General features: G+C 64.2%; 22 protein-coding genes. 14 read left to right on the forward strand and 8 right to left on the reverse strand.

Annotated features, from left to right (window positions below; all coding sequences use genetic code 11):
* Positions 1–2: 2 nt before the first annotated feature.
* The gene (locus DUPY_RS20120; RefSeq protein ID WP_070250482.1) at positions 3–1,793 is read left to right on the forward strand and encodes an acyl-CoA dehydrogenase; all 1,791 of its coding nucleotides are present in this window, start codon (positions 3–5) and stop codon (positions 1,791–1,793) included.
* Positions 1,794–1,837: 44 nt separating this feature from the next.
* On the opposite strand, the gene DUPY_RS20125 is transcribed toward DUPY_RS20120, so the two are convergent.
* The 3 genes from DUPY_RS20125 to DUPY_RS20135 form a co-directional block, all read right to left on the reverse strand.
* Positions 1,838–2,905, reverse strand: coding sequence for a TIGR03118 family protein (locus tag DUPY_RS20125; RefSeq protein ID WP_070250484.1), 1,068 nt, complete (start codon positions 2,903–2,905; stop codon positions 1,838–1,840).
* Positions 2,906–3,039: 134 nt separating this feature from the next.
* Positions 3,040–3,627: a glycine zipper 2TM domain-containing protein gene (locus DUPY_RS20130; protein ID WP_070250487.1), complete on the reverse strand. Its 588-nt coding sequence runs from the start codon at positions 3,625–3,627 to the stop codon at positions 3,040–3,042.
* A 46-nt stretch (positions 3,628–3,673) separates the two neighbouring features.
* Positions 3,674–4,090 (reverse strand): NINE protein, encoded by a 417-nt coding sequence (locus tag DUPY_RS20135; RefSeq protein WP_070250488.1) that lies wholly within the window; start codon positions 4,088–4,090, stop codon positions 3,674–3,676.
* Between the two features lie 239 nt (positions 4,091–4,329).
* Between DUPY_RS20135 and rpsP the strand changes: the two genes are divergently transcribed.
* From rpsP to DUPY_RS20175, 8 genes are all read left to right on the forward strand, one after another.
* Complete coding sequence (rpsP, locus tag DUPY_RS20140) at positions 4,330–4,575, forward strand: 30S ribosomal protein S16 (RefSeq protein ID WP_019921707.1); 246 nt, start codon at positions 4,330–4,332, stop codon at positions 4,573–4,575.
* 12 nt (positions 4,576–4,587) lie between these two features.
* Positions 4,588–5,148, forward strand: coding sequence for a ribosome maturation factor RimM (gene rimM, locus DUPY_RS20145; protein WP_070250490.1), 561 nt, complete (start codon positions 4,588–4,590; stop codon positions 5,146–5,148).
* Between the two features lie 21 nt (positions 5,149–5,169).
* A complete protein-coding gene (gene trmD / locus DUPY_RS20150; RefSeq protein WP_070250492.1) occupies positions 5,170–5,916 on the forward strand; it encodes a tRNA (guanosine(37)-N1)-methyltransferase TrmD in 747 nt (248 codons plus the stop codon).
* Between the two features lie 128 nt (positions 5,917–6,044).
* Positions 6,045–6,434: a 50S ribosomal protein L19 gene (rplS, locus tag DUPY_RS20155; RefSeq protein WP_070250494.1), complete on the forward strand. Its 390-nt coding sequence runs from the start codon at positions 6,045–6,047 to the stop codon at positions 6,432–6,434.
* Positions 6,435–6,515: 81 nt separating this feature from the next.
* Positions 6,516–7,184: a CoA pyrophosphatase gene (locus tag DUPY_RS20160; RefSeq protein ID WP_070250495.1), complete on the forward strand. Its 669-nt coding sequence runs from the start codon at positions 6,516–6,518 to the stop codon at positions 7,182–7,184.
* Positions 7,185–7,268: 84 nt separating this feature from the next.
* Positions 7,269–8,231 (forward strand): CobD/CbiB family protein, encoded by a 963-nt coding sequence (locus DUPY_RS20165; RefSeq protein ID WP_070250497.1) that lies wholly within the window; start codon positions 7,269–7,271, stop codon positions 8,229–8,231.
* Between the two features lie 189 nt (positions 8,232–8,420).
* Positions 8,421–8,756 carry a DUF3579 domain-containing protein gene (locus DUPY_RS20170; protein ID WP_019921713.1) on the forward strand — a complete coding sequence of 112 codons (336 nt, stop codon included), beginning with the start codon at positions 8,421–8,423 and terminating at the stop codon, positions 8,754–8,756.
* A 96-nt stretch (positions 8,757–8,852) separates the two neighbouring features.
* On the forward strand, positions 8,853–11,585 hold the full coding sequence (locus tag DUPY_RS20175; RefSeq protein WP_070250499.1) for a M16 family metallopeptidase: 2,733 nt from the start codon (positions 8,853–8,855) through the stop codon (positions 11,583–11,585).
* 82 nt (positions 11,586–11,667) lie between these two features.
* On the opposite strand, the gene DUPY_RS20180 is transcribed toward DUPY_RS20175, so the two are convergent.
* Positions 11,668–12,792, reverse strand: a complete 1,125-nt coding sequence (locus DUPY_RS20180) for a mechanosensitive ion channel family protein (protein ID WP_070250501.1) — start codon at positions 12,790–12,792, stop codon at positions 11,668–11,670.
* A gap of 181 nt (positions 12,793–12,973) precedes the next feature.
* Between DUPY_RS20180 and DUPY_RS20185 the strand changes: the two genes are divergently transcribed.
* The 5 genes from DUPY_RS20185 to DUPY_RS20205 all read left to right on the forward strand — a co-directional run bounded on the left by DUPY_RS20185 (position 12,974) and on the right by DUPY_RS20205 (position 19,415).
* On the forward strand, positions 12,974–15,262 hold the full coding sequence (locus DUPY_RS20185) for an alpha,alpha-trehalose-phosphate synthase (UDP-forming) (RefSeq protein WP_070250503.1): 2,289 nt from the start codon (positions 12,974–12,976) through the stop codon (positions 15,260–15,262).
* Complete coding sequence (otsB, locus tag DUPY_RS20190; RefSeq protein WP_070250504.1) at positions 15,262–16,032, forward strand: trehalose-phosphatase; 771 nt, start codon at positions 15,262–15,264, stop codon at positions 16,030–16,032. The genes DUPY_RS20185 and otsB overlap by 1 nt, the downstream gene beginning before the upstream one ends.
* Positions 16,029–17,903 carry a glycoside hydrolase family 15 protein gene (locus DUPY_RS20195; RefSeq protein ID WP_141749613.1) on the forward strand — a complete coding sequence of 625 codons (1,875 nt, stop codon included), beginning with the start codon at positions 16,029–16,031 and terminating at the stop codon, positions 17,901–17,903. Before otsB ends, DUPY_RS20195 begins: the two co-directional genes overlap by 4 nt.
* Positions 17,904–18,058: 155 nt before the next feature.
* On the forward strand, positions 18,059–18,523 hold the full coding sequence (locus tag DUPY_RS20200) for an Rrf2 family transcriptional regulator (protein WP_070250506.1): 465 nt from the start codon (positions 18,059–18,061) through the stop codon (positions 18,521–18,523).
* Complete coding sequence (locus tag DUPY_RS20205; RefSeq protein WP_070250509.1) at positions 18,498–19,415, forward strand: NAD(P)/FAD-dependent oxidoreductase; 918 nt, start codon at positions 18,498–18,500, stop codon at positions 19,413–19,415. Before DUPY_RS20200 ends, DUPY_RS20205 begins: the two co-directional genes overlap by 26 nt.
* A 149-nt stretch (positions 19,416–19,564) precedes the next feature.
* Here DUPY_RS20205 and DUPY_RS20210 read toward each other — a convergent pair whose 3' ends face one another.
* The 4 genes from DUPY_RS20210 to DUPY_RS20225 form a co-directional block, all read right to left on the reverse strand.
* Complete coding sequence (locus tag DUPY_RS20210; protein WP_070250511.1) at positions 19,565–20,884, reverse strand: hypothetical protein; 1,320 nt, start codon at positions 20,882–20,884, stop codon at positions 19,565–19,567.
* Between the two features lie 124 nt (positions 20,885–21,008).
* Positions 21,009–22,511, reverse strand: a complete 1,503-nt coding sequence (nagZ, locus tag DUPY_RS20215; RefSeq protein ID WP_267875832.1) for a beta-N-acetylhexosaminidase — start codon at positions 22,509–22,511, stop codon at positions 21,009–21,011.
* Positions 22,508–23,605 (reverse strand): N-acetylglucosamine-6-phosphate deacetylase, encoded by a 1,098-nt coding sequence (gene nagA / locus DUPY_RS20220; protein ID WP_070250513.1) that lies wholly within the window; start codon positions 23,603–23,605, stop codon positions 22,508–22,510. The genes nagZ and nagA overlap by 4 nt, the downstream gene beginning before the upstream one ends.
* A 12-nt stretch (positions 23,606–23,617) precedes the next feature.
* Positions 23,618–24,356, reverse strand: a 739-nt coding sequence (locus DUPY_RS20225; protein ID WP_070250515.1) for a glucosamine kinase nucleotide-binding domain-containing protein, incomplete at its 5' end; no start/stop codon positions are given.

The following is a 24,356-nucleotide window of genomic DNA, read 5'->3' on the forward strand; positions in this document are numbered from 1 at the left end:
ACATGCCCTACCAAGCCCCCCTCAAAGACATGCTGTTCGTCATCAACGAACTGGCCGACCTGGCAGCCGTCACCGCGCTGCCCGGCAATGAAGACGCCACCCTCGACACGGCCGAAGCCATCCTCGAAGAAAACGGCAAGTTCGTCAGCGGCGTGATCGCGCCGCTGAACCATGCCAGCGACAAGGAACCGAGCTACTGGCACGACGGCCAGGTAACGACCTCGAAAGGCTTCAAGGCTGCCTTCAAGGCGTTTGGCGAGGCGGGCTGGCAGGGCGTGCAGCATCCGGTCGAGTTCGGCGGCCAGGGCTTGCCCAAGCTGCTGGCCACGCCGTGCATCGAGATGCTCAACTCGGGCAGCATCTCGTTCGCGCTGTGCCCGCTGCTGTCGGACGGCGCCATCGAAGCGCTGCTGACCGCCGGCAGCGACGAGCAAAAAGCGATCTACCTGGAAAAGCTGGTCTCGGGCGAATGGACCGGCACCATGAACCTGACCGAGCCGCAAGCCGGTTCCGACCTGGCCGCCGTGCGCACCCGCGCCGAGCCGCAGGGCGATGGCACCTATAAAGTATTCGGCACCAAGATCTACATCACGTACGGCGAGCACGATTTCTCCGACAACATCGTGCACCTGGTGCTGGCGCGCACGCCCGATGCCCCGGCCGGCGTCAAAGGCATTTCGCTGTTCATCGTGCCGAAGTTCCTGGTCAATGCCGACGGCACGCTGGGCGCGCGCAATGACGCCCACTGCGTCTCGCTCGAGCACAAGCTCGGCATCAAGGCCAGCCCGACCGCCGTGCTGCAATTCGGCGACCACGGCGGCGCCATCGGCACCCTGGTCGGCGAAGAAAATCGCGGCCTCGAATACATGTTCATCATGATGAATGCGGCCCGCTTCGGCGTCGGCCTGCAAGGCATCGGCCTGGCCGAGCGCGCGTACCAGAAGGCGGTGGCGTTTGCGCGCGAGCGCGTGCAGTCGCGCGACGTGGCCGGCTCCGCCGGTCCGGTCGCCATCATCCACCACCCGGACGTGCGCCGCATGTTGATGAATATGCGCTCGCAGACGGAAGCTGCGCGGGCGCTGGCCTACGTGGGTGCCGGCCTGTCCGACATCGCCCACAGCCACGCCGACGAAGCCGTGCGCAAGCACAACCTGGCGGTGTACGAATACCTGGTGCCGGTGATCAAGGGCTGGTCCACCGAGATGTCGCAGGACGTCACGCGCGACGGCGTGCAGGTGCACGGCGGCATGGGCTTCATCGAAGAAACCGGCGCCGCCCAGCATTACCGCGACGCCAAGATCCTCACCATCTACGAAGGCACGACCGCGATCCAGGCCAACGACCTGGTCGGCCGCAAGACCGTGCGCGACGGCGGCGCCGTGGCCAAGGGCCTGATCGAGCAGGTACGCGCCACGCAAGCCCAGCTGGCCGCCTCCGGCGATGCACACTTGCAGGCGATTGCCAAACAACTGGCCGCTGGCGCCGACGACCTGGCCGCAGCGGTGGACTTCGTGGTGACCAACGCCAGGAGCGACGTCAAGGCCGTGTTTGCCGGCAGCGTGCTGTACCTGAAACTGGCGGGCGTGGTGCTGGGCGGCTGGCAGATGGCGCGCGCCGCCGCAATCGCGCAGCAGAAGATCGCAGCGGGCGAGGGCGATGCGGCGTTCTACAGAGCGAAAATTGGCACGGCGCGCTTCTTTGCCGACCACATCCTGTCGCAATCGTCCGGCCTGCGCACGGCCATCGTTGACGGCAGTCCTGGCGTACTGGCGCTGGACGAAGTCCAGTTCTAAAGCGCCATGATGCCGGGTGCCATACGCGCACCCGGCATGATTCCTTACTTCACGTCGATTCGACCATACAGTCCATGCGTGGTGCCGTTCGGACCGGCCGTGTAGAACAGCGTATTGGTCGGCTGGTTGTTGACGCCATTGCCAAACGCCAGCCCCCACAAGCCATCGACGACGATGTTGCTGCCATCGGCCTTGCGCAGCATGCCCAGCGCTGCGCCCGTATCGGGGTCGTAGGCCTGGATCAGGCCATCGCCGAAGTTACCGACCAGCAGTTTGCCGCTCAGCGTGCCGAAGTTGGCTGGCGCCTGGGCGATGCCCCATGGCGCGTTCAAGGTGCCGCCCGCCACCAGTTGCTTGACCAGGTTGCCGGCCGTATCGAACACGCTGATGATGCCCGATCCCACCGCGTGCTCGGCGAAGTTGCCGGCATGCTTGGCATATGCCACGTAAATGCGGTTGCCGATGGTCTGGATGTTGTACGGGCCATAGCCCGCCGGCACCTTCGGGTCGGTGAAGTTGCCGGGCAGGGTGGCCTTGGCGAACTTGGCGTCGAACACGTCGATCTTGTTGTTGGCGAAATCGGCGGCGTAGATGTAATTGGCGCCATTGTTGCTGGCAATCGCCAGGCCGATGTACGAGGTGCCGCTGGCGCTGCCGTCGAACACGGTGGCGGCGTTGGCCGGATCGGTGGCTGGCGACCAGGCGGCAATCGCACCGAGCGCGGTGCTGAAGATGAACGGACTGCCGTTGAAGTCGGTGCTGCCGTTGAAGACGATGCCGATCGGCGCCGGTGGTGTTTTTACCACCAGTGTCTGGCGCACGCCGTTGCCGTCGTACAGGGTCGAGGTGGCGGTGGCGGTATTGGCTACCCACACGTAGCCGGTGGGGTTGAAGGCGATGCCCCAGGCGTTGATCAAATTGGGATCGGTGTTCGGCGCGGCGCCGGCCAAGTCGCCGACCAACTTGGTGTCGGCAAACACGCTCGCTGGTGCGCTGGGTGCGCTGGGTGCGCTGGTAGCGGTGGAGCTGCCACCACAGGCGGTCAGCAGGCTGGCCAGGACCAGCGGCAGCACGGCGGCGAGTTTGAATTTATTGCTTGAGATGAATTGCATGACGGGCCTTTGAGAGGAAGAGGAAACTCTTAATCCGCACTGGCCGTCCGCAGGTTTTATTGTTTGTTGTAACAAACTTGATACATCAAAAAGCAGTCCAAAAAAAACAGCCCGCAGGCTGTTTTCTGAAATGCTTAGCGGCGTACCAGCGTGCCGTTCTGCTTTTGCACCCGGTCGCCATTGGCCATCTGCGGATCGTTGTCGTAGACGAAGCTGTCCTGCTTGCCGTCGTCGTAGCGCACGTGCACGGTCCACTGCTTGCTGGTGCGTGCGTGTTCTTCGACTTTCTTGCCCGCGTAGGCGCCACCGGCAGCGCCGGCCAGGGTAGCGAGCTTTTTGCCGCCGCCGCTGCCCACCTGGTTGCCCAGCAGGGCGCCAGCCACGCCGCCGGCGATCAGGCCCACGGCGCCGCCTTCACCGGCTTTTTCACCGACCACCACCGAGGTCACGCGGCCGCAGTCGCGGCAGGCGGAGGCCTTGGTGTTGTAGCTGGCCTTGGCATTGGCGTTGTGCTGCGTGAATTCGGTCTTGGCGTCGCGCAGGCACTGCATGCGCGCGGTCGAACTGCCTTCTTCGGCGCACAATTTCTTGTCTTCGGCATAGCGGTTGGCGATGCGCTTGGTTTCGGCGTTGTATTCCGACTTGCTCATCTGGGCGTAGGAGGTGGAAGTCAGGGTGGTCATTGCCACTGCCACTGCCAGCAGGATCGAGTGCTTGTTCATATTATTTTTCCTCTTGGAGAATGTTAGCCTGAATGTTAGCCATAAGTTAGCCATAAGCGCCGCCAGTGTATAGCAGATCGAAAAAACGTGAGATTGTGGCAATCAAGCTCGCGGCCCCGATGGTCATGGTGGCGATCAGCACCACGGCAATCGGCCAGCGCGTGTTCGATTGCTTGCCGGAGTGCGGGTTGAAGCGCGCATCCCATTGCTCGTCCGGCATCAGGCCCAGCACCAGCGCTTCGAGGAAACCGGCCAGGCCCGAGAGCATGATCGGCAGCAGCTTGTAAAAGCCATCGGCCTGCGGCGCCAGGGTGGCCACCAGCCAGGCAGCGGGCAGGGCGGCCAGGTGCAGCCACAGCCATGGATCGCGCCAGCCGCGCAGGTACAGGCGTTGCAACCCGAGGCCGCCGAACAGGAAGGCGAGCACGGTGGCGATGGTCTTGCTTTTGTGGCGAGCAGTCATGGGAATGCGGCAAAAAAGTCCTGGGCTGGCCAGTATCGGTCATAATGTCGCCCCCGGCCTACTTTTTTGGCAAGAACCTGGGCAACATCGCGTCTCAGCTATTGCCCCGTTGGCCGGAACGGGGGATAATCTTCGATTACCCCAATCTGCCCGATTATTTCATTAACGCTTGCTGCTTTGCGGTCAGGCGCGCTATAATTTGCGGCTTTTTCCGTCCTAGCACACTTTTTGGAAATATTATGGTCGTTATTCGTTTAGCTCGTGGAGGCGCCAAGAAGCGTCCGTTCTTCAACATCGTTGCAACCGATTCGCGCAATCGCCGCGATGGCCGTTTCATCGAACGCATCGGTTTCTACAACCCGATGGCGCAAGGCGGCGAAGTGCCACTGCGCATCACCGCTGACCGTCTGGCTCACTGGCAATCGGTCGGCGCACAACTGTCGCCAACCGTGGCTCGCCTGGTAGCTTCGAACAAAGCAGCGTAATAGGTTGCTGGTTTGACCGATAAGCAAGCATCCGGGGTGCAAGTCCCCGACGATCTGGCACAGGTAGGCTTTGTCTTCGGTGCCTATGGCGTCGCTGGCTGGGTGAGGATCCGTCCTTTCTCGGAAGATGCGGATGCGCTGCTCTCGGTAAAAACCTGGTGGATCGACAAGCCCACCTTGCACGATGTCGATGTCAAGCAGTGCAAGCTGCATGGCGGCGACGTGGTCGCGCAGCTGGTCGGCGTCACTGACCGGAATGTCGCAGAAGCGCTCAAGGGCGCCGCTGTTTCCATTCCGCGCAGCCGCTTCCCGGTATTGTCGGAAGACGAGTTTTACTGGACCGAGTTGATTGGTCTGGATGTAGAGAATCTGCAAGGTGAGTCGCTCGGTACGGTGACTGACATGATGAGCAACGGTCCGCAGTCGATCTTGCGCATCAAGCCAGCCGAATCCGCAGAGGCAGCACCCGACGACGCGGCGCAAGAGCGCCTGATTCCATTTGTCGAAGCGTTCATCATCAAGGTGGACAAGGCGGCGAAAAAGATCACTGTCGATTGGGGCCTTGATTACTAGTGAACATAAGGGCGGCCCGCCATGCAATTCGATGTCGTGACCCTGTTCCCCGAAATGTTCGCCGCACTGACGCAGTCTGGGGTCACCCGGCGTGCGTTCGAACAGAATAAATGTGGCTTGTCGTTGTGGAATCCGCGTGATTTCACCACCGACAATCACCGCACTGTGGATGACCGCCCTTACGGCGGCGGCCCCGGCATGGTGATGCTGGCCAAACCCCTGGAAGCGACGATCAACGCAGCGAAAGCGCGGCAGCTCGAAGCCGGTTTGCCGGCGCCGCGCGTGGTGTTCATGTCGCCCCAGGGCAAGCAGTTGACGCACGAACGCGTGGTCCAGCTCAAGCAGGAACCCGGCCTCGTGATCCTGTGCGGCCGCTACGAGGCGGTGGACCAGCGCCTGATCGATCGCTGCATCGACGAAGAAATCAGCCTTGGCGATTTCGTGCTGTCGGGTGGCGAATTGCCGGCGATGGCTTTGATGGATGCCGTGATCCGCCTGATTCCCGGCGTGTTGAACACGGATGCCTCGGCCGTCGAAGACAGTTTTGTCAACGGCCTGCTCGATTCGCCGCATTACACGCGGCCCGAGACGTACGAGGGCGTGGCGGTACCGCCGGTCCTGATGGGCGGCAACCACGCCGAGATCGGCAAGTGGCGCCGCCAGCGCATGCTGGAAGCGACCGCCCGCAAGCGACCCGACCTGCTGGTCAAGGCGCGAGCGGCAGGGCAGTTGAGCAAGATCGATGAAAAGTTTTTGGCAGGTTTATAAAAACCTGTTGTAGTTCCCGGCAGGCAGTTGTGTGGCCTGCTTAATTATCGTAGTGAACCCATCCTCTACCGGGCATCGAATTTTCGAATTGACAGCGCGCCGGCATGATGGCTTTTGGAGTGTTTAAAATGAACTTGATTCAACAACTCGAGCAAGAAGAAATCGCTCGCCTGGGCAAAACCATCCCTGATTTTGCACCTGGCGATACCGTCGTCGTGAACGTTAACGTAGTCGAAGGCACCCGCAAGCGCGCCCAGGCATACGAAGGCGTCGTGATCTCGCGTCGTAACCGTGGCCTGAACTCGAACTTCATCGTTCGCAAGATCTCGTCCGGCGAAGGCGTAGAGCGTACCTTCCAGCTGTTCTCCCCGCTGATCGCTTCGATCGAAGTGAAACGCCGCGGTGACGTACGTCGCGCTAAACTGTACTACCTGCGTGATCGTTCCGGCAAATCGGCACGTATCAAGGAAAAACTGCCAAACCGTCGCCCAGCGGCGAAAAAAGCAGTCGCCGCTTAATAGCAGCGATTGTGTTTGGAGAGAGGGGCGCCAACTTGGTGCCCCTCTTTTTTTAGTCGCTTGCTTAATTCTGGAGGAGCCTTGGCCAAGCTGCTGTTCGACCCCCGTTCATTACCCATCGACGCCATCGCCGGCGAACCCGGTCTTGCGCTCGAACGCCTCAACGCCGGCTGGCTGCGCCAGCGCTTCGCCGAGCAGCCCGAGTGGTCGCCCGAAGCTGCCGAAACCAGCTACGCGGTGCGGGCAGACGGCTCGCCCGCCACCGCCGCGTCGGTCCTGATCGCCCTGGTGCAGCGCCCCGAGGGTTTGAGCCTGGTGCTCACCCAGCGCAACGCCGACCTCACCGACCATCCCGGCCAGATCAGCTTTCCCGGTGGCCGCGCCGAAGCGTACGACGCCAGCCCGGTCGAAACCGCGCTGCGCGAAGCGGAAGAGGAAATCAGCCTCGATCGCACCCACGTGGAAGTGATCGGCACCTTGCCCGACTATTACACCGGCACCGGCTACCGCGTCACGCCGGTGGTGGCGCTGGTCACGCCGCCGGTCACCATGCAGGCCGATCCTGGCGAGGTCGAAGAGATTTTCGAGGTGCCGCTGGCGTTCCTGATGGATGGCTTGAACCACCAGCGCCTGTCGATCGAACTGCCGTCGGGCCGGCGCAGCTTCTACGCCATGCCCTACGGGACCTATTACATCTGGGGCGCCACCGCCGGCATGCTCAGGAATTTATTCCACTTCCTGCGCGCCTAATAAGTTTGATTCTGTTACTTGAGTGAGTTATCGTAACGGGCATCGAGGTATGGCTGCACGTAGTACCGACCAAAAGGATTATTGATGACATTTCTTTCCATTCTGTGCGCGCTGCTGATCGAGCAAATGAAACCGCTGCGGGCGGATAATTTTATTTACGCGGAGATCAAGGCCCTGGCATTGCGAATGGAGACCTGGTTCAACGCCGGCCAGGCCACGCACGGGCGCATCGGCTGGTTCCTGATGATGGCGATCCTCCTGGTGCCGGTGGCCACCATCTCGTGGGTGCTGCACTACTACGACTGGTTCCTGGCCTCGTTCGCGTGGAACGTGCTGATCGTCTACCTGACGCTGGGCTTTCGCCACTACAGCCACTATTTCACCTCGATCCAGCTGGCACTGAACGCCGGCGACGAAACCGCCGCGCGCGTGCTGCTGGCCGAATGGACGCGCCAGGACACCATCGGCATGGACGCCAACGAGATCTCGCGCGTGGCCGTGGAAAAAGCCCTGATCACCACCCACCGCAACGTCTTCGGCGTGTTCTTCTGGTTCCTGATCCTGGGGCCGGTGGGCGCCATCCTGTACCGCGTGTCGGAATACGTGGCGCGGGCCTGGAACGAGCCTGAGCACATGCGCAACGAAGCCTTCGGCCTGTTCGCCGGCCGCGCCTATTACTGGATCGACTGGCTGCCGGTGCGCCTGACTGCCGTGGCGTTTGCCGTGGTGGGCAATTTCGAGGATGCGATCTACGCCTGGCGTAATTTCTCGCGGCGCTGGGCCGACGAGGCGATCGGCATCATCCTGTCGGCCGGCGGCGGCGCCATGGGCGTGCGCCTTGGTTCCCCGGCCGAACACGCGGTCCGCGTGACCCTGATCGACTCGGCCACGGTGGATATCTCCGATGTCGAAGCCGACACCCTGCCGGGTGAAGAGCCGAGCGTGCGGTCGCTGCAAAGCACGGTCGGCCTGGTGTGGCGCGCGCTGCTGCTGTGGATGATGTTGCTGCTGCTATCCGGCGCAGTCTGGCTCGGCGCGACTCCTTAGAGCGCTCAACACCTGGCGATAGCGCGGTACAATAGCGGTGTTGCGTGGTGCAGAGCGCAGGTTTTCTGCACCATTATGGATGTTTTGAATAAATATCCACGTAAAATCAAGGGCTTACGTATCCAGGTCTTCTATAAGATATAATACGTAAGTTCCTCACCCACATGTCTCATCGCAGAGCAGCCGCCCATGGCAGAGTCAGTTCAAAAACCGGTAGAACAGCAGGATTCGTTCTTCATCCTTGGCCAAACCAGCAATGGCAGGGCGTTCCGTCCCAGCGACTGGGCCGAGCGTCTGTGCGGCGTGATGGCTTGCTTCAAGCCGCCCGGCATCGGTGGCGGCCGCGATTCCCACCTGCAGTTCTCGCCGTATGTCACGCCCACCGTGGTCAATGGCGTCAAGTCGGTGGTGGTCAACGGCAAGCTGCGTGACCTCGAGCCGATGGCGTATCACTTCGTGATCTCGTTCGCCAAGGATAACGACCTGCAAGTGGTCGATGCCTGCCTGGTGCCCGAAAAGAAATAAGCTTAAGTTCTTCCTCAGTAAATTATCTTGCTGGTGACTAGCGGGTTGCGCAGGCCAGGGCGTATGCTGTGCTCTTCCGTATTTACGCGAGACACCATGAACGCCAGCCGTCTGAAACACCTTGCCGCTGCCAGCATGCTGCTGTGCGGTCTCTCCTTCGTTGCCACCGGCACCGCCTGGGCCGCCGCCAGTTTGCCGGCCGGCGTGGTGCAGGGCCCGGTCGTCGAAGGCATCACCGAATACCGCCTGCCCAACGGCCTCAAGGTGCTGCTGTTCCCGGATGCGTCCAAGCCCACCGTCACCGTCAACGTCACGTACCTGGTCGGCTCGCGCCACGAGAACTATGGCGAGACCGGCATGGCCCACCTGCTCGAACACATGATGTTCAAGGGCTCGCCGAAAAACCGCAGCATCCCGCAGCAATTCGCCAGCCGTGGCATGGAGTTCAACGGCACCACCTCGTACGATCGCACCAACTACTACGAAGTGTTCCAGGCCAGCCCCGAGAACCTCAAATGGGCGCTGGACATGGAGGCCGACCGCATGGTCCATTCCTTCATCGCCCGCAAGGACCTCGACTCCGAGATGACCGTGGTGCGCAACGAGTACGAGAGCGGCGAGAACAGCCCGTTCTCGGTCATGCTCAAACGCATGGACAGCGTGGCCTACGACTGGCACAGCTACGGACGCTCGACCATCGGCAACCGCAGCGACATCGAGAACGTGCGCATCGAGAACCTGCAGGCGTTCTACCGCACCTACTACCAGCCCGACAACGCGGTGCTGCTGGTGGCCGGCAAATTCGACCCGGCGCAGACGCTGGCGTGGATCACCAAATCGTTCGGCGCCATCCCGAAACCCAAGCGCGTGCTGCCGCCGTTCTGGACGGTGGAGCCGCAGCAGGACGGCGAGCGCAGTTTTGTCGTGCGCCGCAAGGGCGATATGCAGATCGTCATGCTCGGCTACAAAATTCCGTCGGCGCTGCACGCGGACGCCAATGCCTTGAGCGTGATGAGCGAGATCCTCGGCGACACGCCCTCCGGCCGCCTGCACAAGGCGCTGGTGGCCACCGGCAAGGCTGCCGAGGTGTTCGCGTTCGGCCAGGCCGGCTATGCACCAGGACTGGAAATCATCGGCGCCGTGGTCAAGGCTGGCGAGCCGATCGAGCCGGTGCGCGCCGCGCTGATCGAGGCAGTGGAAGGCTTTGCCACCACGCCGCCCACGGCGGAGGAGATGGAGCGGGTGCGCCTCAGTTACAGCAACAGCGTGGAAAAGTCGCTCAACGATCCGCAGCAGGTGGGCGTGGCGCTGTCCGAGGAAATCGCGCTGGGCGACTGGCGCCTGCTGTTCCAGAACCGCGACAAGCTGCCTGCGGTGACCGCCGAACAGGTCAGCGCCGCCGCCGGCCGCTACCTCCGGCGCGACAACCGCGTGGTCGGCACCTTCATTCCCGACGACCAGCCGCGGCGCGCCGAGATCACGGCCGCGCCGCCGGTGGCCGAGGTGATGAAAGACTTCAAGGCCAAGGCCAGCGTGCTGACGTCCGAGGTGTTCGACCCGAGCCAGGACAATATCAACGCCCGCACCGAGATCAAGACCATCGGCGGCCTGAAAGTGGCGCTGCTGCCCAAGAAGAATCGCGGGCAGGCGGTGTCGGTCGACCTGCAACTGCACTGGGGCGACGAAAAAAACCTGTTCAAGCAGCACATGGCCGCGGCCTTTGCCGACGAGATGCTCACGCGCGGCACCAGCAAGTACACGCGCGAGCAACTATCCGATGCGTTTGCCAGGTTGAAGATCACCGGTGGCGTGTATGGCTTCCAGACCACCGGCCCGAACCTCGACGCGGCGCTGCGCCTGGTCGCGCACGTGCTGCGTGAAGCGAACTTCCCGCAGGACGAATTCGAGCAGCTGCGCCAGCAGTGGATCGTCGGCATCGAGTCGTCGCGCAACGAGCCGGAGTCGCTGGCTCATAATGCCATCGAAGAATATTTCGACACCCATCCGAAGGGCGACTTCCGCGCCGCCATGACGGTCGATGAGCAACTGGCGGCGATCAAGGCGCTCAGGCGCGAGGACGTGGTGGCTTTCCACCGCGACTACTTTGGCGCCAGCCATGGCGAACTGGCCATCGTCGGCGACTTCAACAAGGCAATGGCGGAGAAGACGATCGCCGAGAGCTTCAACGGCTGGAACAGCAAGGTGGCGTACGCGCCGCTGAAGGACACTCCGGTGGACAAGCCGGCCGTACACCGTGTGATCGACGCGCCGGAAAAGGAAAACGGCATGTTTGCCGCGCGCCTGAACCTGGACCTGAACGTCAACGATCCGGCCTATCCGGCGCTGGACCTGGCCAACTACATCTTCGGCGGCGGCAGTTTGAAGTCGCGCCTGATGGACCGTATTCGCCAGAAGGACGGCCTGTCGTACGGCGGCGGGGCGGCGATCCACGCCGGCGATATCGACCGCGCCGGCAACTTCACCATCCACGCCATCGCCGCGCCGCAGAACCTGAAAAAACTGGAAGCGGCGATTCGCGAAGAGCTGGGCCGTGCGGTCAAGCAGGGCTTCACCGCAGAGGAACTGGCGCAGGCCAAGTCGGGCCTGATGCAGCAGCGCGTGCAGAACCGCTCGCAGGACAAGGTGGTGGCCGGCGGCTGGACCCGCAACCTGTACCTGAACCAGACCTACAGCTGGAGCAAGGACTACGAGGCCAAATTGCAGGCGGCGACGGTGGAGCAGGTCAATGCGGCGTTCCGCAAGGCGGTTGATCCGGCCAAGCTGACGGTGGTGGTGGTTGGGGACGAGAAGAAGGCGGGCGCGAGATAAAAGCTGGAGCTGCCCGGATGTTCTATGGATCCCCGCGTCCGCGAGGATGACGAATTTACCGTCGCAGGCTTAAACTCCGTCATCAAGGCGGCGGGCTGTCGGCCACCTTCACCGGCCGCATCCCCAGCGTATCATCCTGCGGCCCAGGTGAATCGAGTACAGGCCGCAGGCGCGGCAGCGAATCGGGGTAGTTGGCCGCCACGAACGCAATCATCGCCTCGCGGATCTCGCAGCGCAAATCGAACGCCGTGCCGGAATCGACCGCACTGACCAGCAGGCGCAGCTGCATGCCTTTCTCGTTGGCGTCGGTCACGTGCAATACGCACACGCGCTGGTCCCAGCGGGTGGACGCGTGCGTGATGCGTTCGAACTCGGTGCGCACTTTTTGCACCGGTACGCTGAAGTCCAGCCACAGGAACACCGTGCCCAGGATGCTCGACGACGTGTGGGTCCAGTTCTCGAACGGGTTTTCGATAAACCATTGCAGCGGCACGATCATGCGCCGCTCGTCCCAGATGCGCACCACCACGTAGGTGCCGGTGATGCGCTCCACGCGCCCCCATTCGCCCTTGACGATCAAGACGTCGTCGATGCGGATCGGCTGCGAAAACGCGATCTGCAAGCCGGCGATGAAGTTGCCCAGCACCGGCTTGGCGGCGATACCGGCCACCAGGCCCGCCACCCCGGCCGACGCCAGCAGACTGGCGCCGAACTGGCGCGCACCCGGCAAAGTCAGCAGCATGAAGCCCAGGCCCAGCAACACGATGATGGCGTTGGCGCTGCGGGTGAGCACCGAGGTTTGCGTGAGCACGCGGCGCGCGCGCATATTGTCGAGCACATCGACCGGGTTGAGGTCGGAGATGGTCTTGTTGATCGAATTGACGCAGGCGATCGCCAGCCAGGTCAGGCAGATGATCAGCAACACGCTGACCACGCGCGAGAACGAGGTGAGGAACGGCGTGGTTTCCGGCGCGCCGGTCAGCACCAGCCGCAGCGCGAACAGCACCGCTGCGACCTGGCTCGGACGGAACGCGTACTTGATGGCGTTGGTGGTGTACGGCCGGTGGCGGGCGATGCGCTTGAGCAGCTCGATACCGGCGCGGTGCAGCACCAGCGCGATCGCCACGAAGATGACGGCCGAGATGGCGACCGCTGCTGCGGCGCGCCACGGTCCCTGCTGTAAATCGGTAAAATATTCTATTTCCATGAGTAGAGATTTTAGAGAAACGGCCCATATTGCGTCGCACAATTAGGCTTATGCGTGCGCTAACGAACAAATGCTTTCCCGTCAATAATGAAACAATAGACGAGCTGAGGTCGATTGTACGCATCCATCCGAAGATGTCGCGATTCACTGCCACTCTGCAATCTCCTGAGAGGATTTCTTCATGTTGTCACGCTCTGTAAAACTATCCCTACGCTTCATATTGCCCCTCGCGATACTGTTGTGCCTGTTTGCCTATATCGTCGTACCACTGATGGACAAGCTCACGCTGCGCTGGTCGCTGCGCGACCTCGACAACCGCTCGCAGCTGCTGGCTACCACCTTGCAGGTGCCGCTGCGCGAGGACGTGCTGCTCAACGACAGCGCCCACATCAAGCGCCTGTTCGACGGCGCCATCGAGGACGAGCGCCTGTTTGCGCTGGGCTTCTGCGATGCGTCGGGCAAGCTGCTGTACAAGACCTACACCTATCCACAATCGCTGGGCTGCTGGAATGCGCCGGCCGACGGCACCGCGCGCAAGTCGCTGGTGCAACTGCCGCGCGGCCCGGTGCACGTGGCCGAAACGCCGATCATGGACGCCGGCTCCGAGCTTGGCCGCCTGATCCTGGTGCACGACATGAGCTTCATCGAGCGCCGCAGCGCCGAGACCACCAAGTACGTGCTGGGTTTCTTTGCACTGCTGGCGGCGGCGATCGCTTTCATCACCTTGCTGGTCTCGCACCTGAGCTGGCGCGGCTGGCTGGCCAGCCTCAATGACGTGCTGCGCGGCCAGCTGATTCCGCGCGCCACCGCCAAGCCCGATCCCGATGCGCCGCCGCCGCCACCGGAGATGGAGCCGCTGATCGGCGAGTTGCGCAGCCTGCTCGAGGAATATCACCAGGAGCGCCAGCACAGCGACGGCGGCAGCTACACCGCCAACGGCTCGGACTGGGCCCCTGAAAAACTCAAGGCGCTGCTGCAGCAGGACCTGGCCGGCGACCAGGTGCTGGTGGTGTCCAACCGCGAACCGTACATCCACGAAAAAGCCGCCGACGGCACCGTCAAGGTGCGCCGTCCGGCTTCTGGTCTCGTGACCGCGGTGGAAGCGGTGATGCGCGCCTGCTCCGGCACCTGGATTGCCCACGGCGCCGGCAGCGCCGACCGCGAAACCGTGGACAAGAACGACCATGTACCGGTACCGCCAAAAAATCCGAGCTACACGCTGCGCCGCGTATGGCTGACCGAAGAAGAAGAGAAGGGCTACTACTACGGCTTCGCCAACGAAGGCCTGTGGCCGCTGTGTCATATCGCCCACGTGCGCCCGGTGTTCCGCTCGTCGGACTGGGAAGAATACGTCAAGGTCAACCGCCGCTTTGCCGACGCCGTGATCAAGGAAGCGCGCACCGACAACCCGGTGGTGCTGGTGCAGGACTACCACTTCGCCCTGCTGCCGCGCATGGTGCGCGAGGCGCTGCCGAAAGCGACGATTATCACGTTCTGGCACATCCCATGGCCCAACTCGGAGTCGTTCGGCATCTGCCCGTGGCGCGAAGAGATCCTGGAAGGCATGTTGGGCAGCACCATCCTCGGTTTCCATACGCCGTTCCACCGCAAGAACTTCCTCGACACCGTGGACCGCTACCTGGAAACCCGCATCGAGCCGGAAGCGTCGACCATCTCGTATGGCAATGAACTGACGCAGGTGGAAGACTACCCGATCTCGATCGCCTGGCCCGACTACCCGGACACCGTGCCGGTGGATGTGTGCCGCACCGAGATCCGCCAGATCCTGGGCGTGCCGCAGGACCACCTGCTGGCGTTCGGCGTCGATCGCCTCGATTACACCAAGGGTATCCTCGAGCGCTTCCAGGCCGTGGACCGCATGCTGGAAATGCATCCGACCATGGTGGGCAAGTTCAGCTTCGTGCAGATCGCCGCACCGAGCCGCTCCGATCTCGAGGAGTACATGAACTTCGAGCAGCGCGTGCGCAAGCTGGCCGACAAGATCAACGACCGTTACGGCAAGGACGGCTACCTGCCGATCATCCTGAAGATCGAGCACCACGACCAGAACGAATTGCAGCGCTATTTCCGCGCCAGCGAAGTGTGCATGGTGACCAGCCTGCACGACGGCATGAACCTGGTGGCAAAAGAGTTCATCGCCGCCCGCGATGACGAGCACGGCGCGCTGGTGCTGTCGCAGTTCACCGGTGCCGCGCGCGAGCTGCACGAAGCGCTGATCATCAACCCGTACCACATCGAGCAGGGCGCCGAAGCGCTGTATCGCGGCCTGACCATGCCGTCGGTGGAGCAGGTCGAACGGATGCGCAGCATGCGCGACCGGGTACGCCGCTTCAACGTGTACCGCTGGGCGGGCCACATGCTGCTCGACGCGGCACGCCTGCGCAAGCGCGAAAAAGTGATGCAGAAGATCCGCGCGCACAGCCGCACCAACCTGCGCCGGGTGGGCTGATGATGAGTACAGAAGTGGAAAAGTTCGACCTGGCAGAATGGCTCGATGGCGCGGTATTCCTCGACTTCGACGGCACCCTGGTCGATCTGGCGGAAACGCCCGATACGGTAATGGTGGCGCCGGGCCTGGTGCAGGTGCTGGCGACGCTGCGTGAGCGCCTGCAAGGCCGGCTGGCGATTGTCAGCGGCCGGCCGATCGCGCAGATCGACGCCATGCTGGCGCCGTTGAAGCTGCCGGTGGCCGGCGTGCACGGCGCCGAACGGCGCGACTACAACGGCCAGCTGCACATCGCCAAGGCGCCATCGCTCGACGCCGCGCAGCTGATCCTGCGCGCGCTGGTGCTGGCGCACGACGGCCTGCTGCTCGAAGAAAAACGCGGCGCGCTGGCGCTGCATTACCGCCTGGCCCCGGACCTGCGCGTGCAGTGCGAGCAGGCCATGGAGGCGGCGCTGATCGCCTCTCCCGGCACCGTGCTATTGCATGGCAAAATGGTGCTCGAGCTGAAACCGGCGACCGTCAACAAGGGCAGCGCCGTTGCCGAATTTTTGCAGGAAGAACCGTTCAAGAATTGCCTGCCGGTGTTTGTCGGCGACGACACCACCGACGAAGCAGGCATCGCCTACGCCCAGCAGCTGGGCGGCGTGGGCGTGAAAGTGGGTGCGGGACCGAGTGCGGCGCGCTGCCGCCTGGACTCGCCGCAGGCGCTGCACGTGCAGCTTGCCCATGCAGCCCAATCCAACCATAGCACCAGCACAGGAGACACGCCATGACCGCAGCTACCGGCACCCCCGGCATCCCCGTCACACCCGGTATCCCCGTCGCCCCGACCGCGCTCGGCCCCGTCAATACGCCCGTCACGCCCGAAGCGTCGCTCAACTGCGGCGTGATCGGCAACTGCTCGTACAACGCCATGGTCGACAAGAGCGGCAACATCGTCTGGTGCTGCCTGCCGCGCTTCGACGGCGACCCGGTCTTCAACGCCTTGCTCGATAATTCGGATAACGGCAGCGTGTGGAGCGTGGAGCTGGAAAACTGCGTCAAGACCGAGCAGTTCTACGATCCCAACACCGCCGTGCTGCGCACGCGCCTGACCGACGCCGACAACCACGGCATCGAGATCACCGACTTCGCGCCGCGCTTTCTGAGCCGCGACCGCATGTTCCGCCCGCTGATGCTGATCCGCCGCATCCGCATCCTCAACAGCGCGGTGCGTATCCGCGTGCGCGTGCGCCCGCGCTTCGACTGGGGCCGCGTGACGCCGCAGATCACGCGTGGCAGCCACCATATCCGCTACGTGGGACCGGAGCAGACGCTGCGCCTCAATACCGACGCGTCGCTGAGCCACCTGCTGTCGGAGTCGTGGTTCCTGGTCAATAAATCGCTGAACTTCACGCTGGGTCCGGACGAGACGCTCAACGAAGGCATCGAGGATATCTGCCGCCGTTTCGAAAAAGAGACCATCAACTACTGGCGCAACTGGAGCCGCCGCCTGGCGCTGCCGTACGAGTACCAGGACGTGGTGATCCGCGCGGCGATCACGCTCAAGATGTCGCTGTACGAAGACACCGGCGCCATCATCGCCGCCATGACCACCAGCATTCCCGAGGCGCCCGGCAGCGAGCGTAACTGGGACTACCGTTTCTGCTGGCTGCGCGACGCGTTCTTCGTGGTCCGTGCTTTGAACAGCCTGTCCGAGGTGGGCACGATGGAAGAGTACCTGCGCTGGCTCTCCAACATCGTGGCAAGCTCCAAGGGCGGCCATATCCAGCCGCTGTACGGCATCGGCCTGGAAGAGCATCTGCCCGAATCGACGCTCGACCACTTGCCCGGCTATCGCGGCCACAAGCCGGTGCGCGTGGGTAACCAGGCGCAGGAACACTTCCAGCACGACGTGTATGGCAACGTGGTACTGGGTGCGGCGCAGGCCTTCCTCGACCATCGCTTGTTGAATCGCGCCGGCGTGGCCGAATTTGCGCTGCTCGAAGCCGTGGGCGAACAGGCCTTCCGCGTGCACGACCAGCCCGACGCCGGCATGTGGGAGCTGCGCACCCGCGCCCGTGTGCACACGTCGTCGATGCTGATGAGTTGGGCCGCGTGCGACCGCCTGTCGAAAATCGCCAACGTACTGGAACTGCCGGAGCGCGCCGCGTACTGGCAGGGCCGCGCCGACCAGATCCGCGAGCCGCTGTTGCGCGATGCGTGGAGCGAGGAGCGCCAGTCGTTCGTCGAAAGCCTCGGCGGCCGCGACCTCGACGCCAGCGTGCTGTTGATGGCCGAAGTGAACTTCATCGACCCGATGGACCCGCGCTTCATCAAGACCGTGGAAGCGCTGGAAAAAACCCTGTGCGACGGCCCGTACATGCGCCGCTACGAAGCGCCCGACGATTTCGGCAAGCCGGAAACCGCGTTCAACATCTGCACCTTCTGGCGCATCGACGCACTGGCGCGCATCGGCCGCAAGGAAGAAGCACGCGAGATCTTCGAGACCATGCTCAAGGCCCGCAATCACCTGGGCCTGCTGTCGGAAGACACGCACCCGGTCACCGGCGAAATGTGGGGCAACTTCCCGCAGACGTATTCGATGGTGGGCCTGATCAACTGCGCGATGCGGCTGTCCGCCCCCTGGGACAGCGTGATCTAGCACGCCGGAAAAACCTCCATGGCGGCGTTGCAGCGCCTCGCCGTGCATTCGTACTGTCTTCGGCACCGCACCTTGCCCTGAAGGTTTTGTCAGGCGCTTTTATTAGATTAACGGTTGGCGTGCACGATCTCGTTTTATGTACTATCATTAGTTACATGAGACGAGACAGCAAACTATCCTCCATCCTGCACGTGCTGCTGCACATGGCGCAGGCCAACCGCCCGTTCACTTCCGAGGAGCTCTCCAGCTTCCTCGATACCAACCCGGTGCTGGTGCGGCGCGTGCTGGCCGGCCTGCGCGAGCGCGGCTATGTCGGTTCCGGCAAGGGCCACGGCGGCGGCTGGGTCATCACCTGCGACCTCCACACGGTCACGCTGCGCGACATATACGAGGCCGTGGGTTCGCCCACGGTGTTCGCCATGGGCAACCGCAGCGAGCAGCCGCAGTGCCTGGTCGAGCGGGCCGTCAACCAGGCGCTGGCCAGCGCTTTTGACGAGGCGGAAGCGTTGCTGATCGAGCGTTTCAAGGACGTCACGCTGGCCGACCTGTCGGCCAGCTTCAATCGCGATTACGCCAACCACCGGGGAACCCTGCATGAGCATCCAAAACCTGTCGACTGAGTTCGACGTCATCGTCGTGGGCGGCAGTTATGCCGGCCTGTCCGCCGCCACCCAACTGGCGCGCGCGCGTCGCCGCGTGCTGGTGATCGACGCCGGCCAGCGCCGCAACCGCTACGCCCAGCACTCGCACGGCTTCCTCGGTCAGGATGGCCGCGAGGCGGCGGCGATTGCCGCCGAGGGCAAGCAGCAATTGAGGAAGTATCCCACCGTGCAGTGGCTCGCAGGCGCGGCCGCCCAGGCCACGCGCCTGGGCCAGGGGTTTCGCGTCACCTTGAGCGACGGCCGTGGCGTCGATGCGCAGGCGCTGGTGCTGGCCACCGGCGTGGTCGATGAACTGCCGGCGCTGCCGGGCCTGGCCGAGCGCTGGGGTACGAGCGTGTTCCACTGCCCGTACTGTCACGGTTACGAATTGATGCAAGGGCATATCGGCGTGATGGCGGTCGGGCCGCTGTCGATGCACCACGCCATGATGCTGCCCGACTGGGGCCGGGTCACGCTGTTCCTCAACGAGGCGTTCGCGCCTGACCCGGAACAGCTGGCAGCGCTGGCTGCGCGCGGCGTGACGATCGAACCTGCGGCAGTCAAGCGGATCAGCGGCCACGCCACGGTGGAACTGGCCGATGGCCGCGCGCTGGAGATGGCCGGCCTGTTCGTAGTGAGCCGCACCCACAGCGGCAGCCCGCTGGCCGAACAACTGGGCTGCGAGATGGAAGAGGGCCCGACCGGCCTGTTCGTGCGCACCGACGCCATGAAGGCCACCAGCGTGGCCGGTGTCTTCGCCTGTGGCGACTCGGCCCGCGCCGCCGGCAACGTCGCGATGGCCGTGGCCGACGGCGCCATGGCCGGCGTCGCCGCCCACCGCCTCACCATCTTCGGCGCACAAGCCGCCTAACTTCGGGGTCAGTGCCGACATTCGGACACGCACTCAACCATATTGCTGTTGGGCCCGTGTCTAAATGTCGGCACTGACCCCGAAGTAGACCCGAAGTAAGGGCGAAAAAAAAGCCGGCGCTGAGCCGGCTTTTGTTTTGCTGCGCGCGCTTATTTTGCGGCTGGTGCTTGTGCTGGTGCTGCTGCCGGCTTGTTCTGGTAGATGATCCAGAAGCGGGCCAGGTCGCCGCGGCCGTCGTCGCCTTTGATGGTTTCGAGCAGCTTGATCGATTCGTCCTTCTTGCCGGCCATGGCCAGGGCATAGCCCAGGCGCAGTTTGGCGTCTTCAGGGTTTTTCGCCACGCCCTTGGCAATACCTTGCTTCATCAGGTCGATACCCTTGTCGAACTGGCCCAGGGTGATGTAGTTGTAACCGAGGTTGACCAGGCCGATGCCGTCTTTCGACTTCTGGGCGGAGGCGATGCCCGAATCGATGTTCTTGGCATCGTCGGCAGCGCCACGGGTGGCGGTGTCGCGGATCTTGGTGATCGCTGCCTTGTCCTTGCCGGCCGGAATGTTGCCGTTCGGGTAGGCCTTGTCGATGGCGATCTTCGCTTCGGTGAAGAAGCCGCCCAGCGAGGCCAGTTCGGCTTGTTCCAGGTAGTCTTCGGTTTCCATTTTGCTCGGGGCAGCCACCATTTTCAGGCGGGCCATGTCCAGGTCCAGGCGCTGGGCATAGGTTTTCTTACCGCGCGTGCGGTTCAGCAGGTCGAACCAGTAGTCTTCGCTCGGGTAGTAGCGTACCAGTCCTTCCACGGCGGACAGGTACAGGTCGGTGTCCTTGAGCTTCAGGCCGATGTTGCCGAGCAGGTTGAGCGTGTCTTTGGTTGGCGCGGTGCCGGCCTGCTTGGCAGCTTCGATGTCTTTCAGCACTTCGGTCTTGGCGCTGGCGAAGTCATCTTTCAGGTAATACGAGCGGATGATGAACTGGCGCTGCTTGGTGGTATCGCCCGACTCCTTGCCATAGCGATCGAACCACACCAGCGCCTTGTCGTAGTCCTTGACGTTGCTGTAGTAGATGGTGCCGATGGCGTCGATGAAGCGCAGCTTGACGTCCTGCGTCAGGCGGCCCGAATCGATCATCGATTCCAGCGCCGCGATGGTCATGGCGTTGTCGCCCATGCCCTGGCCTACCTGCACGCGCATCTGGTTCAGCACGAAGGTTTCGTACGGGGTCAGGTTGGGCATGGCCGCGGCGGTGTCGATGCGGGTTTTGACTTCGGCGTAGTTCTTGGCGTCGAGCAGCGGCTTGACCTCTTTCGGGTCGATCAGCTTGAAGATCTCGGGACGGACCGTGTCTTTCGGTGCTTCGGCAGCGGCCTTTTCCTTGTCCTGGGCGTGGACCATGTTCATGCCCAGCATGGCGGGAGCGGCGTTCAGGCCGATGGCGGCCAGGATCAGGCTAATACGAGCGAGACGAATGTGGGACATGTGTAATCCTTCAATCATAGACATTGGTTTTCTCAAGGCCGCAGGCGCAGGCACGGCGGCCAAACGCGCGTATTGTTACATAAAATACGCCATTTGCGCCGGATTCAAGCGTGTGCCGGCAGTGTCAGGTGGCGAAGCCCGGCACCGGCGCGGTTCCCGCCGCGGGCAGTTCACCCGCCAGCCAGGCGTTGACGGCATCGAGCGCCGGCGCCGCAAAGCCATACGTGAGCAGGGCCGGGGCGGCGATGTCGAGCGCCTGGTACGGGTTCCACAGCGCCAGGTGCAGGTCCGGGCGCCAGGTGCTGCGCGCATGGGCGCCGTAGCGCAGGCGCGAGGTGGACGCCAGCACGGTAAAGCGCCCGTCCTGCGGCAGCGCGCACCAGTCGAAGCTGTCGGCGTCGGCGTACGTCAGCAGCTCGACGTCGTACAGGCGGCGCAGCGAGTCGGCCACCCGCGCCGCCGGCACGCCCGCTTCCGACACGCCGTCGCTCACCACGTCCTGCCGCACCACCAGGCGCAGCCTGGCGCCCGGTGCCGGGCGCTGTGGATTGCCGTGCGCGGTCAGCGCCCGTTGCCAGCCTTCGGCCATCACCGCGCGGTCGGCGGCGTCGTCCAGGTAGGGTGGTTGTGCGCACGGGTAGTCGCGCGCCAGCGCCGCCAGCCGATCGAGCCGCTGCTGCACTGCATCGACCGGCAGCTCGCCCGAGGCGATGGCGGCGGTAATCGCCTCCACGGTTTCTTCCTGGGTTTGCGGGGTGCCCAGCGCCATCACCATGTCGGCGCCGGCGGTGAGCGCGCGCACTGCCGCGTGGCCCACGCCGTAACGGTGCGCGATCGCGTGCATGTCCATGCCGTCGGTGATGATGATGCCGCGATAGCCCCACTGCTCGCGCAGCAGGTCGTGCAGGATGGCGCGCGACATGGTGGCGGGATTGTCGGCGTCGAGCGCCGGATAGACGATGTGCGCGGTCATCAGCGCCGGCGCCGCCCGGTCCCCCGACGCGGCGGTGCGAAACGGCGCCAGCTCCAGCCGTGCGAGCTCGGTCACCGGCTTGTCCACCGTGGGCAGGTCGCGGTGCGAATCGACGTTGGTGTCGCCATGGCCGGGGAAGTGCTTGACGCAGCAGGCCACGCCTTGTGCGTGGCTGCCGTCCATCCAGGCCAGCGCCAGCTCGGCTGCGCGCTGCGGATCGGCGCCAAACGAGCGCTCGGCGATGACCGGGTTGTACGGGTTGTTGTTGAGGTCCAGCACCGGCGCGAAGTTCCAGTTGAAGCCCAGCGCTTTCACCGCGCGCGCCACCGCCGCGCCGGTGCGCCGCGCCAGGTCGACATCGTCGGCCGCACCCAGCGCCATGGCCGACGGCGGCGCCGGCACCCAGGTGGCGCGCACCACGGCGCCGCCTTCCTGGTCGATGGCGATCAGCGACTGCGGCCCCATCACCGCGCGCAGGTCGGTGGTCAGTTTGGTCAGTTGGGCGGCGTCGGTCATGTTGCCGCGAAACAGGCACACGGCGCGGATGGCATTCGCCTTGATGAAGTCGGCTGTGGCGGCATCGAGCTCGGTGCCGGGGAAGCGGATCATGATCAGCTGGCCGGCCAGTTTGCGTAAATTGTTTATATCGTTCACAGTCTTTCGCCTTCCAGGTACACGGCTTTCAGTTGCAGGTCGCGGTCCAGAACGACGACGTCGGCCCAGGCGCCGGGGGCCAGGCGGCCGCGGTCGGCCAGACCCAGGTAGTCGGCCGCATAGGTGGACACGCGGGCCGACGCATCGGCCAGATCGAGTCCGATGCCCACCAGGTTGCGCAGTGCCTGGTCCATGGTCAGCGCGCTGCCGGCCAGCGTGCCGTCGGGCAGGCGCACGCCGCCCAGGCATTTCATGACCACCTGCCGACCCAGCATGTATTCCCCGTCCGGCATGCCGGTGGCGGCGGTGGAATCGGTCACGCAGTAGAGCTTGGGGATGCAGCGCAGCGCAGTGCGGATCGCGCCCGGGTGCACATGCAGCAGGTCTGGGATCAGCTCGGCGTACTGTGCATGTGCCAGCGCAGCGCCCACCATACCGGGTTCGCGGTGGTGCAGTCCGGTCATGGCGTTGAACAGGTGGGTAAAGCCGTGCGCGCCATGCTCGAGCGCTGCCTTGCCGTCTTCGTACGAGCCGGCGGTGTGGCCGATCTGCACGCGCATGCCGGCGTCGGCCAGTTCTTTCACCAGCGCCAGGTGGCCGGCGATTTCGGGCGCCACCGTGATCAGTTTTAACGGCGCCAGCGCTGCCAGCGCGTGCACGTCCGCCAGCGTGGCCGCGCGCGCGTAGTCCGGTTGCGCGCCAAGCTTGCCGGGGTTGATGTACGGTCCTTCCAGGTGCGCGCCCAACACACGCGCCTCGCCCTTGCCGCGCCGGGCGGCGGCGCTGCCGATGGCCGCCAGCGCCAGCTTGATGTCGTCCGCCGGCGCGGTCATGGTGGTGGCCAGCAGGCTGGTGGTGCCGTGGCGGGCATGGATGGCGGCGATGGTGCGTACCGCGTCGCCGGCTTCCATCACGTCCTTGCCGCCGCCGCCGTGCACGTGCAGATCGATAAAGCCGGGCAGGATGTAGTCGTCGCCGTTCGATGTCGGATCGACGGCGCAGCCGGAAATCGACGCGATACGCGTGTCGAAGCCGATCTCGCCGTGGACCCAGCCTGCGGGAGTGAGGATGTTGCCGGTGATTGCAGCACGCATGGTGCGACTCCTCTAGGTGCGCTGTTGTTGGTCGAGATGCTGGCGGATCAGCCGCAGCGCGCCGGCCGCCGAATCGCCGCGCGCCGGCACCACGCGCGCCAGCAGGGCCGGTGGCAGGTACGGGCGCAGTGGCGTGGCCAATCCGCCGCACAGCGCAATCGGCAGCGTGGTGCCGGCGTCCAGCGCCCGGGCCAGGCGTTCGACCTGCAGCCCCGCCGCGTGCACGATGGCGCGCGCGGCGTCGTCCGAGGGCGCGTGCCGCAGCACCACCGGCGCCAGCTGCGCATAGCGGGTTTGCGAGGCGCCGGCCAGCCATTGCTGGAGCACCTCGCGCGCGGCCGGGTCGCGCAGGCCTGCGGGTGCGCCGCAGGCCTGCGCCACGTCGTCGGCAAAGGCATTGGCGGGCAGGCGGCCATCGAAGCTTTGCTGCATGTGATTAATCGCGTGCAGGCCGATCCAGGCGCCTCCGGCCTCGTCGCCGGACGGGAAGCCCCAGCCGCCCACTTCCACGTGGCGGCCGTCGGCCAGCTTGGCTTCGCCCACGCTGCCGGTGCCCAGCGCGATGATGGCGCCGGGCTGGCCGTCGTGCGCGCCCAGCACGGTGGTGTGGCCGTCCGACGCCAAAGCCAATGCGGCATAACCGGGGTTGGCGGCGATGAATTGCGCCGACCACTGGCGGTTGTGAACGCCGGCCAGGCCCAGGCCCAGCGCGGTTGCCGCGCGCGGGGCCACCGGCAGGCCGGCGTTCACA

The sequence above is a fragment of the Duganella phyllosphaerae genome, assembly GCF_001758785.1.
GTDB classification, from domain to species: Bacteria; Pseudomonadota; Gammaproteobacteria; order Burkholderiales; family Burkholderiaceae_D; genus Rugamonas; species Rugamonas phyllosphaerae.

Bases quoted from the DNA above. Each gene is read 5' to 3' on its own strand.
- DUPY_RS20120 (WP_070250482.1), top strand. From the start codon at position 3: ATGCCCTACCAAGCCCCCCTCAAAGACATGCTGTTCGTCATCAACGAA.
- DUPY_RS20125 (WP_070250484.1), bottom strand. From the start codon at position 2,905: ATGCAATTCATCTCAAGCAATAAATTCAAACTCGCCGCCGTGCTGCCG.
- DUPY_RS20130 (WP_070250487.1), bottom strand. From the start codon at position 3,627: ATGAACAAGCACTCGATCCTGCTGGCAGTGGCAGTGGCAATGACCACC.
- DUPY_RS20135 (WP_070250488.1), bottom strand. From the start codon at position 4,090: ATGACTGCTCGCCACAAAAGCAAGACCATCGCCACCGTGCTCGCCTTC.
- rpsP (WP_019921707.1), top strand. From the start codon at position 4,330: ATGGTCGTTATTCGTTTAGCTCGTGGAGGCGCCAAGAAGCGTCCGTTC.
- trmD (WP_070250492.1), top strand. From the start codon at position 5,170: ATGCAATTCGATGTCGTGACCCTGTTCCCCGAAATGTTCGCCGCACTG.
- rplS (WP_070250494.1), top strand. From the start codon at position 6,045: ATGAACTTGATTCAACAACTCGAGCAAGAAGAAATCGCTCGCCTGGGC.
- DUPY_RS20165 (WP_070250497.1), top strand. From the start codon at position 7,269: ATGACATTTCTTTCCATTCTGTGCGCGCTGCTGATCGAGCAAATGAAA.
- DUPY_RS20170 (WP_019921713.1), top strand. From the start codon at position 8,421: ATGGCAGAGTCAGTTCAAAAACCGGTAGAACAGCAGGATTCGTTCTTC.
- DUPY_RS20175 (WP_070250499.1), top strand. From the start codon at position 8,853: ATGAACGCCAGCCGTCTGAAACACCTTGCCGCTGCCAGCATGCTGCTG.
- DUPY_RS20180 (WP_070250501.1), bottom strand. From the start codon at position 12,792: ATGGAAATAGAATATTTTACCGATTTACAGCAGGGACCGTGGCGCGCC.
- DUPY_RS20185 (WP_070250503.1), top strand. From the start codon at position 12,974: ATGTTGTCACGCTCTGTAAAACTATCCCTACGCTTCATATTGCCCCTC.
- otsB (WP_070250504.1), top strand. From the start codon at position 15,262: ATGATGAGTACAGAAGTGGAAAAGTTCGACCTGGCAGAATGGCTCGAT.
- DUPY_RS20195 (WP_141749613.1), top strand. From the start codon at position 16,029: ATGACCGCAGCTACCGGCACCCCCGGCATCCCCGTCACACCCGGTATC.
- DUPY_RS20200 (WP_070250506.1), top strand. From the start codon at position 18,059: ATGAGACGAGACAGCAAACTATCCTCCATCCTGCACGTGCTGCTGCAC.
- DUPY_RS20205 (WP_070250509.1), top strand. From the start codon at position 18,498: ATGAGCATCCAAAACCTGTCGACTGAGTTCGACGTCATCGTCGTGGGC.
- DUPY_RS20210 (WP_070250511.1), bottom strand. From the start codon at position 20,884: ATGTCCCACATTCGTCTCGCTCGTATTAGCCTGATCCTGGCCGCCATC.
- nagA (WP_070250513.1), bottom strand. From the start codon at position 23,605: ATGCGTGCTGCAATCACCGGCAACATCCTCACTCCCGCAGGCTGGGTC.